General features: G+C 32.7%; 1 protein-coding gene. It reads left to right on the top strand.

The features are described from left to right. Window positions 1-301 precede the first annotated feature (301 nt). The gene (gene pafA / locus ACM55K_RS17445; protein WP_416851605.1) at window positions 302-1,918 is read left to right on the top strand and encodes an alkaline phosphatase PafA; all 1,617 of its coding nucleotides are present in this window, start codon (window positions 302-304) and stop codon (window positions 1,916-1,918) included. Window positions 1,919-2,050 lie beyond the last annotated feature (132 nt).

Genomic DNA, 2,050 nt, shown 5'->3' with positions numbered 1-2,050 from the left:
AAAGCCTATCTGAAAAGATAGGCTTTTTTGTTTTACAGCGGTGCGACGTGTTCGGCTTTCAGCCTCGGTTCGTCGCCTTTCTTTAAGCTGAACCCGTTTCAGATTCTATTAAATCCTATTCAAATAAATGAATAGGATTTTTTTTGCGCTATAGCAAAACCTAAAACCAGTCAGTTGGGATTAAACTAAAAGGATCCAGTCGAATTCGATTTAAGAAATGATTAATTTATCATGCTTACCGTTTCTTAGGACTTATTTTAAACATTAAAGTGTATTTTTGTGCTACTATATAAAATACAATATGAAAAAAAATATTTTGTTTTTGACATTTATTATGTCTTTAAATATGCAGGCTCAAGAGCGACCAAAATTGGTTGTTGGCATTGTTGTAGATCAAATGAAGATGGAATATTTATATCGTTTTTCAGATGATTTTTCACCAAACGGTTTTAAAAGATTAATGGGGAATGGCTATACTTTCCAAAATATGCATTATAATTATATGCCTACTTATACAGCACCGGGGCATGCATCTATATATACGGGAACTACTCCTTCTACTCATGGAATTGTAGGAAATGAATGGTTTAGCAGAAACTTGGGTAAAGAGATGTATTGTACGGATGATGCGTCAGTAAAAACAATTGGAGATGGAACAGTGAAAGAGGGAGAAATGTCTCCTAAGAATTTGCTAAGTACGACTATTACTGATGAATTGCGATTGGCTACTAATTTTAAAGGAAAAGTTATAGGAATGAGCCTAAAAGACCGTGGTGCTATTTTACCAGCAGGACATTTTGCCAATTGGGCTTTTTGGTTCAGTAAAACCGGAGCTTTTATTTCCAGTTCTTTTTATGGTTCAGCATTACCGGATTGGGTTACACAATTCAATCAAGAAAAAAGATATATGCCTTATATAACTAAAGGTTGGAATTTATTCAAACCTGCATCAACTTATAACGAAAGCCTCGCAGATGATAATCCTTATGAGGGGAAATTGTACAATAGTACTGCACCTGTATTTCCATATAATTTAAAAGATATGTATGATAAAAATGATGCAGGAGTAATACGTTCTACTCCATTTGGTAATAACCTTTTGGCAGAATTTGCAATGAAAGCAATTGAAAAAGAAGAGTTGGGAAAAGATAATATTACGGATTTCCTGACTGTTAGTTTTTCTTCTACGGATTATGTAGGTCACTTACTAGGGCCAAGATCGATAGAGTTACAAGATACTTATTTACGTTTAGATCAGACAATCGCTGAGTTTTTAGCTTATTTAGACAAAAAGGTAGGAAAAGATAATTATTTGCTTTTTCTTACCGCAGATCACGCTGGAGCTGAAAATGTAAATTATCTTAGAGATAATAAATACAACGTAAAAAGTATTAATCCGAAGGATATTATTAAAGGATTAAAAGACTTTTCTATTGCCAGTTTTGGACAAGATTTAATTTTAAATTATTCTAATTTCAATATTTTCTTTAGTAAAGAAATTATTAAGTCCAAAGGGCTTGATTTGAATAAAGTAAAACAGTCTTTTAAAGACTATTTGATGACTCAAGAGCAAGTTAAAAGAGTCTATACTGAAGAAGAAATTCTTGGTTCTACCGGAAATGATTATTATCTTAATTTTATAACTAAAGGATACGATCCAACACAAGATGGAGATCTTGTTATTCTTGACAAAGCTGCTTATATAGAATATCAAGGTACGGGAACCTCTCATGGAACTCCTTATAGCTACGATACACATGTACCGGTAATATTCTACGGATGGCATGTGAAAAAAGGAGAATCTTTTACTAAGAGGTATATCACACAAATTGCACCTACGATTGCTCAAAAAATAAAAATTCCCTTTCCAAATGGAACTGAAGCTAACGTTCTAGAGGAAATTTTAGAAAATAAATAAAATTTAATTATTGTGTTGTCCCGTCCTGAAATAGTGATACACAAAAAGTATCCTTATGGAAAAACAAGAAGAACCACGCTATTTAAAGCGCACCCAAAAAGACTATTCGATGTTTTTTAAATTGCAAATTGT

Origin of the sequence: Flavobacterium arabinosi, from assembly GCF_048158725.1 — a bacterium.
Taxonomy (GTDB): Bacteria; Bacteroidota; Bacteroidia; order Flavobacteriales; family Flavobacteriaceae; genus Flavobacterium; species Flavobacterium arabinosi.
Note: the sequence above shows the minus strand (reverse complement) of the source record. Positions and strands in the feature narration are given on the sequence as shown.